The sequence below is a fragment of the Empedobacter sp. GD03797 genome (genome assembly GCF_029842105.1).
In the GTDB taxonomy this organism is placed as follows: domain Bacteria; phylum Bacteroidota; class Bacteroidia; order Flavobacteriales; family Weeksellaceae; genus Empedobacter; species Empedobacter falsenii_C.
Window position 1 is genome coordinate 17,419 of record NZ_JAOCFS010000025.1, and the last position, 16,432, is coordinate 33,850.

Annotated in this window: 13 protein-coding genes; 7 read left to right on the forward strand and 6 right to left on the reverse strand. The window is 31.1% G+C overall.

The features are described from left to right. Window positions 1–3 precede the first annotated feature (3 nt). Window positions 4–1,371: an exonuclease domain-containing protein gene (locus tag N5D90_RS13615; protein ID WP_280062856.1), complete on the forward strand. Its 1,368-nt coding sequence runs from the start codon at window positions 4–6 to the stop codon at window positions 1,369–1,371. A gap of 97 nt (window positions 1,372–1,468) precedes the next feature. On the opposite strand, the gene N5D90_RS13620 is transcribed toward N5D90_RS13615, so the two are convergent. Further along, a complete protein-coding gene (locus tag N5D90_RS13620; RefSeq protein ID WP_280062857.1) occupies window positions 1,469–2,875 on the reverse strand; it encodes an OmpA family protein in 1,407 nt (468 codons plus the stop codon). 80 nt (window positions 2,876–2,955) lie between these two features. Further along, window positions 2,956–3,465: a 2-amino-4-hydroxy-6-hydroxymethyldihydropteridine diphosphokinase gene (folK, locus tag N5D90_RS13625; RefSeq protein WP_280062858.1), complete on the reverse strand. Its 510-nt coding sequence runs from the start codon at window positions 3,463–3,465 to the stop codon at window positions 2,956–2,958. 13 nt (window positions 3,466–3,478) lie between these two features. Between folK and sppA the strand changes: the two genes are divergently transcribed. The 6 genes from sppA (at window position 3,479) to rodA (ending at window position 11,224) form a co-directional block, all read left to right on the forward strand. After that, the gene (gene sppA, locus N5D90_RS13630; RefSeq protein ID WP_280062859.1) at window positions 3,479–5,164 is read left to right on the forward strand and encodes a signal peptide peptidase SppA; all 1,686 of its coding nucleotides are present in this window, start codon (window positions 3,479–3,481) and stop codon (window positions 5,162–5,164) included. Window positions 5,165–5,332: 168 nt separating this feature from the next. After that, the gene (locus N5D90_RS13635) at window positions 5,333–6,358 is read left to right on the forward strand and encodes a rod shape-determining protein (RefSeq protein ID WP_038331974.1); all 1,026 of its coding nucleotides are present in this window, start codon (window positions 5,333–5,335) and stop codon (window positions 6,356–6,358) included. A 14-nt stretch (window positions 6,359–6,372) separates the two neighbouring features. After that, window positions 6,373–7,224, forward strand: a complete 852-nt coding sequence (gene mreC / locus N5D90_RS13640) for a rod shape-determining protein MreC (RefSeq protein WP_038331976.1) — start codon at window positions 6,373–6,375, stop codon at window positions 7,222–7,224. Next, complete coding sequence (mreD, locus tag N5D90_RS13645; RefSeq protein WP_125348710.1) at window positions 7,214–7,729, forward strand: rod shape-determining protein MreD; 516 nt, start codon at window positions 7,214–7,216, stop codon at window positions 7,727–7,729. Before mreC ends, mreD begins: the two co-directional genes overlap by 11 nt. Beyond that, window positions 7,726–9,711: a penicillin-binding protein 2 gene (gene mrdA / locus N5D90_RS13650; RefSeq protein ID WP_280062860.1), complete on the forward strand. Its 1,986-nt coding sequence runs from the start codon at window positions 7,726–7,728 to the stop codon at window positions 9,709–9,711. The genes mreD and mrdA overlap by 4 nt, the downstream gene beginning before the upstream one ends. Continuing rightward, the gene (rodA, locus tag N5D90_RS13655) at window positions 9,680–11,224 is read left to right on the forward strand and encodes a rod shape-determining protein RodA (protein WP_280062862.1); all 1,545 of its coding nucleotides are present in this window, start codon (window positions 9,680–9,682) and stop codon (window positions 11,222–11,224) included. The genes mrdA and rodA overlap by 32 nt, the downstream gene beginning before the upstream one ends. Before the next feature lie 57 nt (window positions 11,225–11,281). Here the strand turns inward: rodA and N5D90_RS13660 are convergent, their stop codons facing one another. From N5D90_RS13660 to clpX, 4 genes are all read right to left on the reverse strand, one after another. Next, window positions 11,282–12,577, reverse strand: a complete 1,296-nt coding sequence (locus tag N5D90_RS13660; RefSeq protein WP_280062864.1) for a TlpA disulfide reductase family protein — start codon at window positions 12,575–12,577, stop codon at window positions 11,282–11,284. 58 nt (window positions 12,578–12,635) lie between these two features. Beyond that, window positions 12,636–12,875, reverse strand: a complete 240-nt coding sequence (locus tag N5D90_RS13665) for a hypothetical protein (protein WP_280062865.1) — start codon at window positions 12,873–12,875, stop codon at window positions 12,636–12,638. A gap of 12 nt (window positions 12,876–12,887) precedes the next feature. Further along, window positions 12,888–14,966 (reverse strand): T9SS sorting signal type C domain-containing protein, encoded by a 2,079-nt coding sequence (locus N5D90_RS13670; RefSeq protein WP_280062866.1) that lies wholly within the window; start codon window positions 14,964–14,966, stop codon window positions 12,888–12,890. A 93-nt stretch (window positions 14,967–15,059) separates the two neighbouring features. Beyond that, the gene (gene clpX, locus N5D90_RS13675; protein ID WP_280062867.1) at window positions 15,060–16,208 is read right to left on the reverse strand and encodes an ATP-dependent Clp protease ATP-binding subunit ClpX; all 1,149 of its coding nucleotides are present in this window, start codon (window positions 16,206–16,208) and stop codon (window positions 15,060–15,062) included. Between the last annotated feature and the right edge of the window lie 224 nt (window positions 16,209–16,432).

Consider the following 16,432-nt stretch of genomic DNA (forward strand, 5'->3'; position numbering starts at 1 on the left):
CACGTGTACGCGATTTTAGATATAGAAGCGACTGGCGGAAAAGTAGGGGAAGAGTCAATCATAGAGATTGCGGTGTATAAATATGATGGAAAAGAAATTGTCGATCAGTTTATATCATTAGTCAATCCCGAAAAAAAGATTGACCAATATGTACAAAGATTAACGCATATTTCGGATAAAATGGTGCTGACAGCGCCTAAATTTCATGAAATAGCAAAACGTATTGTTGAGATTACAGATGATTGTATTTTAGTTGGACATAATGTAATGTTTGATTATAGAATGCTAAAACAAGAATTCGATCGTTTGGGTTATAATTACGAAAAAGAATGGATTGATACGTTCGAATATAGCGAAAAATTGATTCCAGGATTACCTTCATATTCTTTGGGAAAATTATGCGAATCGCTTGGAATTGTAGTCACAGATAGACATAGAGCTTCTGGAGATGCAAGAGCGACAATTTCTTTGTTTAAGTTATTATTAGATAAAGATTCGGAGAAAATAATCACGAAGAAAACAGGTTTGAAACAACCTAAAAAAGCACATTCTAAATATCAGAAACTTCTTGAAGGTTTACCTAATTCTATCGGGGTTTATTATTTATACAATAGTCGAAAACAACTTATTTATATTAGTCGAAGCAATAATATTGCACGATCTATTAATCAAATTTTTACATCAAAAACTCTAAAAGCAAATAAACTTAAGCGTTATACTCGTTCTATAAAATTCGAAGAAACCGGAAGTGGTTTTCTTGCAGCAATTAAAGAAAATAATGAGGTTTTGAATAATCAACCAATGTATAACCTAAAGTTGGTAGAGAATAAAGTTTATCCTTTTGGATTGTATTATTTAGAATCTAAACGTGGTTATTCGAGATTAGAAATAGGGAAAGTTAGAAAGACACAACCTGTTTTGAAATTTAAAACTAAAGAACGTGCAAAAGAGGTTTTAGAGAAAATTGTGAATGATTATAACCTTTGTCAACAAGTAAATGCTGGAATAAAATCTGATGATTCGTGTTTCCAATATAAAGTGAACAAATGCAAAGGAGCTTGTATTAAAGAGGAATCTAAGGAAGTTTATAATGAGCGAATTCAAAGTTTTATTAAAACAACTGAATATCCTTCCGAAACTTTTTTGATTATTGATAAAGGACGAAAAGGAATTGAAAAATCATTTTATTTAGTGGAGAATGGAGAATTTAAAGGATATGGTTATTACGAATATCATCATCAAATAAAAACGCTAGAGAAGATTCTTAATATCTTAATTCCGATTCATGAAACAGAGGAAATAAAAAATATGCTTAAATACTTTTTGTATAAAGTTTCTTCTAATCCTAATCAAATCATTATTCTTGAATAATTAATTTAAATAATATTCTTTAAAAGAAGAAAGTATAAAACAATAAAAAAGCTCAGTTATATTTAACTGAGCTTTTTTTGTATGATTAAATTTTAGACTATTTAATTTCTTTGAAAATTACACGTCTGTTTTCTAAGTTTTTCCAAGCAGGACAATTTGTAACAGGATTACATTCTGGCCATTTTAAATCAGATTTACCTTTTCCTACAGACGACAATTTAGTTGTGTCAACACCTTTGTTAGCTAAGTAACGAACAACAGAAGTAGCACGTCTTTCAGATAATTTTTGGTTATAATCAACACCACCAGCAGCATCTGTATGACCTTCTACTACGAATTTGAAATCTGGATTTGCTAACAATACCTCAGAAGCATGATTTAATTTTTCATAAGATTGCTCTCTGATACGATCAGAGTTGTAATCGAATTCGATACCCTCTAAGTATGCATTAATTGTTGTTGCAACATCTTCACCAGAAATTCTGATTACTTTCTCAGGACAACCACCGTTTGTAGGAGGTCCAGGAATTGTAGGACATTTATCTTCACTATCTGGAATATTATCTCCATCAGAATCTAAAGAACATCCTGATCCGTCTACGCGAATACCTTCTGGAGTTCCAAGACATTTATCCCATTGGTCACAAACACCGTCACGGTCTTCGTCAATACATTCGAATGGAGTTTGTTCTACAGGAGCTTTGTAAGCTAAAGGAGATACCCATTGTAATGCATCTTTGTGTTTACCAATTTTATAGTGTAATCCCAAAGAGAATGTTATCATATTGTCATCACGACCTTCTTCAGTATCAGCGGCAGTCATACCACCTGAGTTGTGATAAGGCATTGGTTTTCCTGATCCATCAAATTCTTCATCACCAGACATATAGTACATTCCACGTAACTCTAAATCAAATTTGTCATTCAATTTGTAACGTAAACCAGCACCAACTTGAGAATAAATAGATTTATCAGAGATATCTTGATCAGTTATTAATGTAAAGTTAGGATCTCCTTGAGGAGCATAATTATTTCTATAAGCTTTATAGCCATGTATTCCTACTCCAGCATATAAATGCATAGCCCATTTAAATTCAGTTCTGTTATCAACTCTTCTTAGTAAATTTGAAGCATTTAAATCAGCTAAAACTCCAATTGCTTGGTATTTAGTTTTACCATACGCATATCCATGATATCCACTTAAAGCAGAATCATCAATATTACCCTTTTGTCTAGTTTTACCAAATTCATATTGTAAACTAAGACCAAAAGCATGAGAGATTTGTTTATTAACTTGTAATTGAACATCATATCCTGGAGTGAAATATTTTCCCATCCAAGAGACTAAGTCAGTATTTTGTAATGCATTCAATCCACCAAAAGCAGAAACAGACCAATCGTTGAATTCTTTTTTACTATTGTTGAATGGTTTTTCATCGTACTTGGTCTGCGCACTAGCACATGCCGCAGCACCTAAGATTAATAAAGATAAAAGTTTTTTCATAGGTTAGAATTATTTTTATAACTAATATAAAGCATATCTTAATATAATTTTACAAAACTAATGAATTAATAGTTAATATCTTAATAAAAATATAAACTTTTGATAAAATCTCTCGAGTAATTTTGAGGATGAGGAATTTTTAAATAATTGCAATTAATTAAAAGCTTATTATAGAATAATATATCAATATCTATTAAGCGATCAACGTAGCTTTCATTTTCTTTAGGTTGAGAATAGATTCTCCCCATTTTTTGTTCAATTTCTTTAATTTTCTTCAAAACCTCAAATGGAGAATAACTTGTATTGATTTCTATTTTCTGATTTAAGAATAAATGATCTGTTGTAAATCCTTCAGCTTTATTTTCAAGAATATTTGATTCTTTTTTTATTTCGCCTACCTCTTTGTTTATAAGGTTTTTAGCGGTTTCTAAATTATTTTTTTTGTCACCTAAGTTTGTACCGAGTAACAAAATGACTATATTTTGCGACATATAGAGCAAAAGTAATAATAAATTAAAAATGAAAAACTTTTTCGGGAGAGTATTCTCAACAATCATAGGAAATCTATTAACGATTAGTGTATTTGTCATACTGCTTTTCGTTTTGATATTTGTTTCAGCATTATCTGCTCCAACAAAAAGTGTAAAAGACGGTTCCGTTTTAGAAATTTCGTTAGAAGATCCGATTATGGAAAGTGATATGGATCGTTCCGTTTCTATTTTTGATATGTCAGAAGATCCAGATGTTTTTTTACAAGATATTATTCATTCGATTGAAGAAGCGAAGAATGATGATAAAATAAAAGGAATTAGTCTGAAATTGGATAAATTTTCTGGTGGAGCTACACAAGCGACTGATATTCGTAATGCACTAGAAGATTTTAAGAAATCTGGAAAATTTGTGTATTCATATTCTAATTCAGGAAGTCAGTTGTCATATTATATAAGTAGTGTCTCTGATAAAATTTATCAAAATCCTTTGGGTGGAACTTTATTGCAAGGTTTAAGTTCTAATATTATGTTCTTCAAGAATGCAGGAGATAAATATGGTGTAGATTTTCAGGTGATTCGTCATGGACAATTTAAGAGTGCGGTTGAGCCGTATTTGAGAACAAATATGTCTGATGAAAATCGTTTGCAATTATCAGAATTATTGAATGATGTTTGGGGTAATGTTTCAAACTCGATTACAAAATCGCGTAAAATTTCTCCTGAACAATTCACAACAGTTACAGACAGTTTGTATGCTTTTATTCCAGAAATAGGAAAAGAAAACAAGATTTATGATGTATTGGCGCAAGAAAATGAGTATCAAAAAATGTTATTCGCAAAACTTGGGTTGAAAGAAGAAAAATCAAAAACTGATTTTGAAGTTCTTGAAAAACATATCATAAAAGTGGAAGATTATTTCGAGACCTTATCAGATAAATCTGAAAAAGATAAAATTGCAGTCTTATATGCATCAGGAACAATTTCTGAAGGAGATGGTTTTGATGGTATTCAATCAAAAACTTATGTGGACGCGATTCGTAAAATCAGTCAAAACGATAAAATCAAAGCTTTAGTTTTACGTGTAAATTCTCCTGGAGGTAGCGCAAATGCATCAGAAGAAATTTTATATGAATTGATGCAATTGAAAACGAAAATGCCAATCGTAGTATCTTTTGGAGATGTTGCAGCATCTGGTGGATATTACATTGCACAAGCTTCTGACAAAATTTATGCTCAACCAAATACAATTACTGGTTCGATTGGAGTTTTCGGAATGATCCCAAATGCGCAAAAATTATTCAATAATTTTGGATTAGATTTTGACGAAGTAAAAACAAATGCAAACGCAGATCAGTTGAAAGATGTGATGACGCCAATGTCTGCAACGGCAAAAAATACAATGCAAAAATCGATTGTATTGATTTATGGAAAATTCGTAAATCACGTTGCAACAAATAGAAAATTAACATACGAGCAAGTTGATAAAATAGGTGAAGGACGTGTTTGGTCTGGAACTCGTGCAAAACAAATTGGTTTGGTAGATGATTTTGGGAGTTTAGATACAGCGATAAAAGAAGCTGCTAAATTGGCTAAAATTGAAAAATATTCGACAGAAAATTATCCAAAAAGAAAAGATTCTTTCGAAGAATTTATGGATAATCTTCAAGGAAAAAATACTGAGGCAGCAATTGCAAAAGAATTAGGTTCGGACGGAATCCGAATTTACAAAGAAATAAAGATGATGAATGAGCAAAAAGGTGTTCAAGTTAGGCTACCTTACGATATTCAAATTCAATAAAAATCATAAAAAAGGGTTAAAATATTTTTAACCCTTTTTTATTGTTAAAATCTTACTATTTTAGTAAAAATATTTAGATGATTAAAAAATTAAATTCTCTTTTATAATCATCTAAATTTATTATACTTTTGTACATTCATTTTTAATAATACTGAGACATAATCAACGATGGGATTATTTGATTTTTTCACGCAAGAAATTGCGATTGACTTGGGGACTGCTAACACTTTAATTATCCACAATAATAAAGTTGTAGTAGATAGTCCATCTATCGTCGCTATACATAGAAGAACAAATAAAGTTATTGCTGTTGGAGAACAAGCAAAACACATGCAAGGTAAAACGCATGATGATATAAAAACAATTCGTCCTTTGAAAGACGGAGTAATTGCAGATTTTGAAGCTTCAGAATTCATGTTGACAGAGTTCATCAAGAAAATTCCTGGAATTCAAGGAAAATTATTTTCACCTTCATTGCGAATGGTGATTTGTATTCCTTCTGGAATTACAGAAGTTGAAAAACGTGCCGTAAAAGATTCTTGTGCACGTGTTAATGCTAAAGATGTTCGTCTTATTTACGAACCAATGGCTGCTGCGATAGGAGTTGGAATTGATATCACTCAACCTAAGGGTAACATGATTATTGATATAGGTGGTGGTACAACTGAAATTGCTGTTGTTGCATTAGGTGGTATTGTTTGTGACAAATCTGTGAAAATTGCAGGTGATGTTTTTACAAATGATATTGCATATTACTTAAGAACCCATCATAATTTATATATCGGAGAAAGAACTGCCGAGCGTGTTAAAATTGAAGTTGGAGCTGCTGTAGAAGAATTAGAGCATGCACCAGATGATATGCCAGTACAAGGACGTGATTTGATTACAGGAAAACCAAAAGAAATTACTGTAAACTACCGCGAAATTGCACGTGCGTTAGATAAATCAATTTTACGTATCGAAGATGGTGTAATGGAAACGTTATCTCAAACTCCTCCAGAATTAGCTGCAGATATTTACAACACTGGTATCTATATGGCTGGTGGTGGAGCTATGTTGAGAGGTTTGGATCAACGTATTTCTAAAAAAACAGGTTTACCAGTTTTCTTGGCTGATGATCCTTTACGTGCTGTTGTTCGTGGAACAGGTATTGCACTTAAAAATATTGATAAATTCACTTTCTTAATGAAATAGAAGAGTAAAGAGCAATGCAATATATTCTGAATGCCATTAGAAGAAATGGAATGCTATTAATTTTTGTCTTTTTAGAGTTAATTGCGTTGTTTCTTGTCTTTAAGAAAAATATTTATCACGAAACTATTCTTGCCTCTGCAAGCACTTCGTTTACAGGTTATGTGGATGATAAAATTGCAAAGGTGACAAACTTTATTAATTTACCGAGTACCAACAAAGATTTGATGGACGAAAATGCCTTTTTGCGTGAGCAATTGGTGCATTTGGGGATTAAAGATGCGAAAACTAAAAAGTTTTACAAATCGGATACCTTAGGTTATCATCAAACGTATTCTTTTGTACCTGCTGAGATTGTTAATAACTCGATTATCAAAACGCAAAACCTTTTGACGATTGATAAAGGAACAAATGACGGAATAGAAAAAGGTGACGGAATCATTACAAATAATGGTGTAATTGGTATTGTAACTTTTGCAGGGAAAAATTATTCTCGTGCAATTTCGTTGTTAAACAAGGATATCAATATCAATGCACGTATCAAAGGAAATCAATATTTCGGGACAGTGAAATGGGATGGAAAAGATCCTCGTTTTGTCCAGTTATATGAAATTCCGAAATACATCGAAGTGAAAAAAGGTGATATCATCGAAACAGATGGTAAATCGCCAGTTTTCCCAGAAGGAATTATTATAGGTAAAGTTGTAAGCAAAGGAATTGACGAAACTGGAGAAATGAAAGTTCAAGTAAGATTGAAACAAGATTTCGCCAATTTAGCACAAGCTTATGTGGTTACAAACCTTAATAAAGTTGAAATTCAACAAGTAGAAAAATCAGATACAATAACAAGTCCAAAGAATGTTCAATAAAGATTTTTTAATCAATATTATCAAGATTATCGTTTTAGCTTTGCTACAAGTTTTTGTGTTCAATCACATCAACTTTTTAGGAAGTTATCAACCATATATCTATATTGTATTTGTATTATTTTATCCACCTTATCAAAATAAATATGCGTTATTAATCTTATCATTTATGTTAGGATTAATGATAGATATTTTCGAATATACAGGTGGAATTCATGCTTTCGCATTAACACTTATCGCATTTCTTAGAAATCCAATTATCAAACTTTTGGCAGGAAAACAAGATTACGAAATGGAATTTTTCTCTTTCAATTCGTTCAGTTTTGCGCAATGGTTATTTTATTTGATTATTCTAATTCTTGCACATCATATTATTTTATTACTTCTTGAGAATTTTAAACCATCAGGAATTGGACCTTTGATGCTGAAAGCATTAATCAATTCGGGAATAACTTTTGTGTTTGTCTTTATTTATAAAATTTTATTTAAAAATAAAGTTGGAGTATGAAAAAGTTGATGGTTGTTTATGCACTCATCCTGTTTATAGTGTTTCTATTTATAGGACGTTTGGCGTATTTGCAATTATTTACAGATCGTTATACGTTAAATGCATTTAATACGTCGATCAAACAAGAAATCATTTATCCCAATCGTGGTGATATTCTTGATCGAAACGGAAAATTGTTGGTGAGTAATACCTATTCGTACGAATTAGATGTTATTCCAGGAAAATTAATTGACAGTTATGGAGAATATATGAATGGTTTTGATAAGCCTAAATTCTCTAAAATGATTGGAATTTCTACACAACAATTTGATTCTATTTTAGATAAAATTGTTACTGCAAAAGATTACAAAAAATTATCTCCATATCCTTTTTTAAAGAATATTTCGCGCGAAAATTTTGCTCGTATGCAAGAGCAATTGTATCTGTATCCAGCGTTTAGTATCATCAAACGTCCTGAGCGTAAATACATGGTAAATTCTGCCGGGAATATATTGGGCTATATAAATGAGGCCAATCAAGCATATATCAAAACAGATTCTACCTATTATCAACCTGGAGATTTAGTAGGAATTGCTGGAGTTGAGAAATCGTATGAAAAAGATTTGCGTGGAGTAAAAGGTGTAAAAAACTGGATTGTAGATCGAACAATGAATGTTGTTGGTCCATATAAAAATGGTGACTATGATCGACCTGTAAAAAGTGGGAAAACAGTTCATTTGACAATTGATTATAGATTGCAAGAATTAGCAGAACAAATGCTTCAAAATAAGCGTGGAGCAATTGTCGCTCTTGATCCTAATAATGGTGAAATTTTGGCTTTAGCATCTGCTCCTACAATTAATCCAAATGATTATTTGAATACAAAGTTAAGAAGTTCATTAATCAACGATTCTATTGCTCGTCCAACTTATGATAGAGCTTTACAAGGAACTTATCCTCCAGGTTCTACATTCAAAATGGTAACGGCTTTGGCTGGTTTGCAAATGGGAACGATGACAGAAAAAACAACATATGTTTGTAAACACGGTTTCCGTTATGGACGTATGCACATTGGTTGTCACTGCGGAATGTATTATTCTCCACAAGGTTTAGAACATGCGATTGGAAAATCGTGTAACAACTTTTTCTCAGAGGCTTACCGAGATATTGTTCGTAAAGATCCGAATGATTATAGTGTCGGAATTAATGAATGGGCTTCTATCATGAATAGTTTCGGCTTAGGTAAATTTATGGGAACAGATTTACCTGTTGGTAGCAAAGGTCTTATTCCGACAGCCGAGTTTTACGACAATCGTTTTGGAGAAGGTGTTTGGAATCCTTATCGTATTATCTTTAATGGTATGGGACAAGGAGATATTAATACAACTCCGCTGCAAATGGCAAATTATACGGCGATTATTGCTAACAAAGGTTTTTTCTTTACACCACATATTGTACATAGTATTGATGGAAAACCATTGACGGATTCTACTTATATGGTGAAAAAAAATACATTGGTTGATCCAAAACATTTTGACATCATTCAACGCGGAATGCGTAATGTATTTACAATGGGTACTGGTCGTAGTTTCGAAACTAGTTTATTTACTCAAGCAGGTAAAACGGGAACTTCTCAGAACTCTCATGGACAAGATCACTCATTGTTTGTATTGTTTGCTCCGGCAGATAAACCAAAAATTGCGATTGCTGCAATTGTAGAGAATGGTTCTTGGGGTACAACTTATGCTGGACCAATGGCGAGTTTGATGGCTGAATTGTATGTAACAGATACAATAAAAAGAACTCCTTTATTGCAACGTATGAAAAATGGTAATCTACAAGGCGAATATCGTCGTCAATGGATAGATTATCTGAAAAGAAAAGGATTATACGTAGAACCTGTTAAAAAGGATTCGATCGGAAGTAAAATAGATAGTTTAAAATTAAAAAAAGATTCAACAAAACTAAAACATGAGCCAAAGCAGATTACTAAAAGGAATTGATTGGACCGTACTGATCCTTGGGTTTCTGATAGTAACTTTCGGGATTATGAATGTGTATAGTGTAAATCCAGATTTAGGTGTAAAACAGCTAATTTGGTTTGGACTTGGAATGGTGATGATATTGATTTTGATAATTGCGAGCGGAAACAATCGTAATTTCTTCGAAATTTATAGTCCTGTTTTTTACATTATTTCCCTCGTTTTGCTCGTCGGAGTTTTGATTGTTGGAAAAGAAATTAATGGTGCAAAAGCGTGGTATCGTTTTGGTCCTCTGAGTTTGCAACCAGCCGAATTTGCGAAGATTGGTACAGCTTTGTTGATTGCTAATTTTATCAATCATTCAAATGCAAATCTAAAAGACTTAGGTTTTATAGGAAAAATATTGTTGATTATCGCAATACCAGTAGTTTTAATCCTTCTTCAACCCGATTTAGGTTCAGTAATTATTTTCTGTTCATTAAGTATTGCTTTATACAGAGAAGGGCTTAATCCATGGATAATTTTAGCGCCAATCATATTATTAATCATTTTCTTGATTTCGATTGTACAAATTCCTTTTTACGTTTTATTAGTTTTTGGATTTATAATTCTTACAATAGCTTTATTAATTTTAGCTTTCAATTATAATCAGAATGTAGTTGATGCAATGCACGGTGTTTTAATCGGTTTATCAATTTTCTTTTTATTATTGATCGGAATCTGTTATTTAGTAGAAGATTTATCAGAAACAACAAGAGAATCTTTCGGACATTTATTTCCAATGCGTTCCTTATTTTTCTCAGAACCGATATTTTTTAATACAACTTTCTTTGGTTTAATAGGATTCTTTATATCAATTATTCCAGTTTTAATTTTAAAATTAACAGAACAAAAAGAAATTAATGATTCGCCATTCAAAACACAATCTGGATTAGCTGCAAATATTCTGAATTTTAGTATTATAGCGTCTATTGTATTGTTATTATTTGCAAGTACGGTTAGTTTTATTTCTCCTATTATTTTCGAAAAATTACCAAAACACCAAAAAGAACGTGTAATGGTTTTGTATGAAGGAGAAGCTAAATACCGCGATACTTCGGGATATAATTTGTTGTATGCAAAAACAGCGATAGGTTCGGGCGAATTATATGGAAAAGGATACAATCAAGGAACTATTAAAAAAGGAAGATTTGTACCAGAACAACAAACCGATTACATTTTTACAGCAGTTGGAGAGGAGTGGGGTTTCATAGGAAGTACAGCTTTGGTAATTGTCTACGCAATTTTTGTTGGACGATTATTTTTCTTAGCCGAACATCAAAAAAATAGATTTGCACGATTTTATGGATATGCAGTCGCCTCTATTTTATTTTTCCATTTCTTTATCAATATTGCAATGGTAATTGGGCTTTTCCCAACAGTTGGTATTCCGCTACCATTCTTTAGTTATGGAGGAAGTTCGTTGTGGGGATTCACTATTCTGATTGGAATTTTCCTAATCATTCATTACAAGAACAGTCAAGGATTTATTTAGAAAATAATTCAATAAAATAAAAAAGCTACATTGAAAATCAATGTAGCTTTTTCGTTATTATTTCGATACTTCTAACTCAGAAATATGATGAACTTTCTTAATTAATTTGTTGTCTTTATCAACCAAAATTAGAGTAGGAGTAGACTCTATTCCAAACTCAGCTGCGATTGGTGAATCCCATCTCAAAAGATCAGTATAATTGTACCAAGGTAAATCTTTTGTAGCGCTATTAAACGCTGTTTGATCGTAGTCTAAAGAAATGGCAACAATTTCTCCGCCTTTTGATTTAAAGTTCTTGTAAAACTCTTTAATATGCGGGATCTCTTGTTGACAAGCAGGACACCAAGAAGCCCAGAAAACAATTAATTTTTGATCTGCTTTGATATCATACAACGATTTTTTTCCGTTAATAGGTTGAGGAAAAGTGATATTTGGAACTTTACTTCCTGCTTGCATAGAAGCGCTTTGTCCTACTTTCTTTTTCAATTGATCTGTTACGTTAGAAGTCAAACCTTTTACTTTATCTACGTATTTTTTATGAAAATTTGCATATTCTTTTTCAGGAACAAAGTTTAAGATAGTTGTCAATACATTTTGACCTCTTGTGGTTTTGATATCTGTTTTAGCCAAAATTTCGTCTGTAGCAGCAATTAAATTTCCTTCTACATCTTGATTGTTAGCAACAGCTAATTTTCCATTAATATAAGCAAAAACTAAATCATTAAAGATTCCAGATTGCTCCAATCGTACATCATCTTTTACAAAATGATTTACAATTTCATTTAGGGTTTCAGTATCTTTATTTGTTTGAGCTTTTTGTTTCAAATCATTCAACTCATTAATATAGGTAATTAATGGTGAGAAATTTTCGTTACGTTTCAACTCTTTTATTCGTTTATCTTCTTTTACCATTGCTGTATAAAACTCGTCAGTCGGTTTATACATTTGCATTAAATAAGGAAAAACTTGGTTCTGAATTTCATTTAATGGTTGAAGAGCTAAAACTTTATTGTATTCTTTTTGTGTATTTCCCTCTAAAATTTCAAGCTTAGAAGACATTTCTTGTCCACTTACCGTTTTGAATTTTAGATTTTTGTTATCTGTTAATAACGAAAGATTTTCTCCAGTTGGTAAATCAATACGTACAAAACCATTGTATGCTTTCGGAACTTTTACAGAGAAATTTCCATTGTTGTCAGTAATCGCATTGTTGATTAATTTCATTTCGGCATTGTCGAAAATTTTAACCAAAACAGGTTTGTTTGCATAATTTTCTATTTGCCCAGAAACATTAAACTGCCCAAAGACAGAACTTCCTAAAACAACAAGCGGCAGTATAAATTTATTTTTCATAGTTTGTTTGATATAAAAAAAACCTCAATCTATTGATTGAGGTTTTAAAAGTATGAATTTATTTTTTAATTATTAGTCTTTGTTTATATGAAACTATTCCAGCAATACTTATAGCAGTAATGACTAAAAGAGGTACATAATCATCTATTGGAGTTGCTGGTTTACCAGGGACGTTTGTAGGGGGAGGCGGAGTAGTCCCTGTACAATCTGGATCATCTGGATCGCAATCCTGTGCATAAATTGTTAAAGTAAATATGCTAAAAATAAATAAAGTTAAAAGTAATCTATAATTTTTCATAAGGTTAGAAGTTTAATTAATTGTTTTTAGAGAGACAACTTTTCCATCTTTGTATGTAATTACTACTACATAAACTCCCGATGATGAAGCAAGATTTAATTTATAATCTGAGTTTGTAGTGATATTTACATTACGAGTAATTAATCTACCTGTTAAATCATAGATTTCAATATTTGCACTTGTATTATTTTTTTCAAATCGAATATATTTATTTTGATTGTCTTTAAAAATAAATGTTGTATTAGAAACATCTATGTCATTTGTACCAAGAGTTTTAGGTTCTTCATTCCAATATAGTTCAAATTGATTATTTATATTTGGATTTGCTACAAATTTAATCTGTGTATCTGCATTTACTTTAGTAACCTTATTTTTTGATTTATCTAATAAATAATATTCGCCTAATGATAAATCATTAACTCTATTTAAAATTGATTGTTCAAATAATCTTAAATTAATTGTATAACTATGGCCATCAATTAAATTATTGAATCCAACGCGAATAGGTTTACCAACATAATCATTAGAATTAAATTGGTTTAACAAAGTTTGAGCGTCAGTTACAACAGTTCCGTCATTCTTTTCTTCGTATAAAAAGATAGGATTTTTTTCTATATTACTAGTTGTTGAATTTCCTGTTTTATAAAAACTTGAATTAACAAGATATGCAGCATCACCTAATATATTAGTGTCATCTAATAAGAAAAACTCTACCTGAGTAAAATCATTTCCTGCTATTAATCCTTTTTGTTGTAAACTTTCATCATTCAATATATTTGTACTTGCTAAAGAATTACTTGATCTAGCATAAGCTCCATTTGAACCTTTAGTAGCAAAATCATAACTAAAAGTTTTCTGATTATCTGTTATATTAAAATTTGCTGTAACGATATTACTACCACCATTATTAGCTTTTAACATAGTATAGTAATCTATTTCAAAATATTCAAATGGTTTAACAATTAATGCATCAGGATTACCTGCCCAAAAATAAGGAGTAGTTCCAGGAGGAGTTGCTTTTTGAAGGTAAGCACTAATTCTAGTAGTGTTAGTATTACTTCCTCCTGTTTGACCATTCCAATCTACAGAATAATTATCAGCTAATTTGTTTATTCTAAATTTAATTGTAGTAGGCTCAAATGTTTCTGTAGGTCCTTTAGTTACACCATTAACAACAAATTTTATCCATGAAGTAGCAATAGAAACATCACTTAAGTCAATATTTGATGTGAAAGGATTTGAAAAACGGTGTAAATTTTTAGCATATCTAGCATTTGTATCTACATTAGTATTATTACCTAAATAAGAATCATAAGTTTCATTATAATTGTTAGTTAAGTTTTTCCATTGCCCCCAAGTTAATTCAGAAAATTCGGCTTTTGTTTTATTTCTAATTCCACTTTCAACATTGTTTAATACGATAGCCTTGTTATTAGGTTTACCATATGTTGAAAATTTTGTACCAGAAATTCCCTCAAGAAAAGTTTTAAAAGGTCCAATCATTGTATTAACAGTGTAGTTAGCTCCTGCAGTAACAAGTGTTCCTGTAGGAACATGGTCATATTCACTTTGTTTAATATCCCAACTTAATAATGTCTGTAAATATCTTGTGGTTCCACAATTAACATCAACTTTACAATCTCCTCTAAATGAATATGAATTTCCAATAATATTTTCGAAAATTTTATCGACATTATCTCCTTGATATGGTAAACCAAATGGAAAATAATCATTAGAAGAAACGTCTATTTTTGAGCGCTCAATAGACACTCGACCTGAAACAGTAGAAGCTCCATCAATTATTAATTGACCATATTGAGTTCCAGTAGTTCCTACAGCGTATCTATTAACAAAGTTTTTTCCAATGGTATTAGCATTACTAAAACCACCTTTAATTTGGATATTCCCTTCATTAATTATTTTTTCAGTAGTACCTCCAGCAGCATCTGTATCAACACTAACATTGCCTCCGTTGTAAAAAAGAGTGTTTGGATTAACTTTGACTATTACAGCGTCTTTGATATATGTATCTTGCGCAGAAGCACTATATATCGCACCTAATGCGAATAAAGCAAGTAGATTCTTTTTCATAAATTATATTATTTTGGTAGGTTTTTATTAAAATTAAAAAATAATTTCATTACAAATATAAAAATATTTATTAATAAGTTACTATACAATAGATTATATTATAACTTTTTCTGGTAAATCTTTAATGTTATACATTAAATCAGTAAAGATTTCTTCCGTAACTGCTCGCAATCCTCGAGCTCCTAACCCCAGTTCATTGGCACGGTCTACAATTCTATTTAGGGTTTCGTCCGTCACTACAAGCTCTTTTCCGTCTAGGGCAAAAAGTTTTGTATATTGTTTCATTAGAGAGTTTTTTGGTTCTGTCAAAATAGCTCTCATCGCTTCTTTATCTAATGCTTTAAGATACGTAATAATTGGTAAACGTCCAATTAATTCTGGAATGATACCAAAGTTTTTCAAATCTTGTGCATTTACTTCATCCAAAAGATTTTCGATTTCTTTGTGATCCTCATTCTTGAAACCAATTACGTGTTTCTTCAAACGATCTGCAATGTGTTTTTCTATTCCAGAAAAAGCTCCACCAGCCACAAACAAAATATCTTTTGTATTAACTTCTATAAATTTTTGATCAGGATGCTTACGTCCTCCTTTTGGTGGCACGTTAACAATAGTTCCTTCCAAAATTTTAAGCAAAGCTTGTTGTACACCTTCTCCAGAAACGTCACGTGTAATAGATGGATTGTCACTTTTACGTGCAATTTTATCTACTTCATCAATAAATACGATTCCTTTTTCGGCAAGCTCTACATTGTAATCAGCAGATTGTAAAAGACGCGTCAAAATACTTTCTACATCTTCTCCTACATATCCAGCTTCTGTAAGTACAGTTGCATCAACGATTGCAAATGGAACATTCAATAATTTAGCAATTGTTTTTGCTAATAATGTTTTTCCACTTCCTGTTTCTCCAACTAAAATAACGTTCGATTTGTCAATCTCTACATCATTTTCTTTGTCTAATAATATTCTTTTGTAATGATTGTATACGGCAACCGACAATATTTTTTTTGCCTGGTCTTGACCAATCACATAATCATCTAAAAACTCTTTAATTTCTTTCGGAGATTTTAGCGTTAATGGTTTTATCAAATCGTTATTTTCGTTAAATTTCGATTCTTCTAAAACTATACCATGAGCTTGTTCTATGCAATTATCACAAATATTACCGTCGATTCCAGACACTAAAATATTTACTTCGTTTCTGCTTTTTCCGCAAAAAGAGCACTTATTTTCTTCCAATTTTCTATACTTAATTAAGATGCAAAGGTATTTATTTTCTTTTAGATAGAAAATATTTATTTGTTAATTTCTATCAGTATAAATTATGGTAAAATAAAGGATAAAATTATCCTATTTTAGACTATTGTTTTTTATGCTTCATTCTTATGATTTTACAAATTTTTAAGTATTTGTAAACGAAAAAAAGGATACTCAAAATTTTGAGTATCCTTTTTTTGTATTTT

Bases quoted from the DNA above. Each gene is read 5' to 3' on its own strand.
- N5D90_RS13660 (WP_280062864.1), bottom strand. From the start codon at position 12,577: ATGAAAAATAAATTTATACTGCCGCTTGTTGTTTTAGGAAGTTCTGTC.
- mreC (WP_038331976.1), top strand. From the start codon at position 6,373: ATGCAATATATTCTGAATGCCATTAGAAGAAATGGAATGCTATTAATT.
- mreD (WP_125348710.1), top strand. From the start codon at position 7,214: ATGTTCAATAAAGATTTTTTAATCAATATTATCAAGATTATCGTTTTA.
- N5D90_RS13620 (WP_280062857.1), bottom strand. From the start codon at position 2,875: ATGAAAAAACTTTTATCTTTATTAATCTTAGGTGCTGCGGCATGTGCT.
- N5D90_RS13635 (WP_038331974.1), top strand. From the start codon at position 5,333: ATGGGATTATTTGATTTTTTCACGCAAGAAATTGCGATTGACTTGGGG.
- N5D90_RS13670 (WP_280062866.1), bottom strand. From the start codon at position 14,966: ATGAAAAAGAATCTACTTGCTTTATTCGCATTAGGTGCGATATATAGT.
- mrdA (WP_280062860.1), top strand. From the start codon at position 7,726: ATGAAAAAGTTGATGGTTGTTTATGCACTCATCCTGTTTATAGTGTTT.
- rodA (WP_280062862.1), top strand. From the start codon at position 9,680: ATGAGCCAAAGCAGATTACTAAAAGGAATTGATTGGACCGTACTGATC.
- N5D90_RS13665 (WP_280062865.1), bottom strand. From the start codon at position 12,875: ATGAAAAATTATAGATTACTTTTAACTTTATTTATTTTTAGCATATTT.
- folK (WP_280062858.1), bottom strand. From the start codon at position 3,465: ATGACAAATACACTAATCGTTAATAGATTTCCTATGATTGTTGAGAAT.